The sequence below is a fragment of the Winogradskyella rapida genome, assembly GCF_042675845.1.
Lineage (GTDB): Bacteria > Bacteroidota > Bacteroidia > Flavobacteriales > Flavobacteriaceae > Winogradskyella > Winogradskyella rapida.
Map to the genome: position 1 here is coordinate 1 of NZ_JBHTKM010000024.1, position 843 is coordinate 843.

General features: G+C 33.5%; 1 protein-coding gene. It reads right to left on the minus strand.

All coding sequences use genetic code 11. The features are described from left to right. Positions 1 to 41 precede the first annotated feature (41 nt). Positions 42 to 843 (minus strand): IS3 family transposase (locus ACFQ13_RS05930; RefSeq protein WP_386115146.1); only part of this gene is annotated, 802 nt, incomplete at its 5' end.

Consider the following 843-nt stretch of genomic DNA (forward strand, 5'->3'; position numbering starts at 1 on the left):
AATGTCTAGTCCTGAAATACGGCTACAGGTTAAAATTGGTTTTACGCTGATAATTTGTGTACCATATTAGGTGTTTTATAGTCTAAAGATAAATGTAATCTTATTTCGTTGTATAAATTAATTGCATTTTTTGCAGCTCTCTTCGCGTGTGCTACGCTATCAAAGGTTTGGTCGAGATAAAACTCGTCTTTTAAGATACCGTTTACACGTTCTGCGATGGCGTTTTCGTAACAATGATTTTCTTCAGTCATACTGATACCTATCTTTTTTCTTTTGAGTATTTGCGTGTATTGATTGCTACAATACTGTATACCTCTGTCTGAATGATGAATAAGCTGTTTAATGTTTTGTGCCTGATATATGGCCTTATTTAGTGCTCTTACACATCCTTTTAGTTCCAAACTATCACTAAGATCATAACCAACAATTTTCCTAGAATGCATGTCCGTTATTAAAGCCAAGTAGCAAAACCCTTTTACAGTTCTGATGTATGTTATATCAGAGACCCAGACCTGGTTTGATCTTGTAACTTCCATATCCTTTATCAGGTTATTGTACTTATAAAAGCGATGATATGAGTTAGTAGTTCTGGCACTGGTTTTCTTTTTAAGTGTTAGCATATTATGTTTTCTAAGGACACTAAATAGTGTATCTCTACCTACTTTAAGGTTAGCATTTGTAAATTCGTTATCTAATGATTTTATGAGTTTACGTACGCCTTCTCTAGGAAGGGATTTACGTTTTCTACTGACTATTTTTATAATTTGTTGCTCTAGTTTTAAACGCTTATCAGCTCTAGATTTGTATTTATAATACGCATCACGTTTAAGCCCAAAACAATGA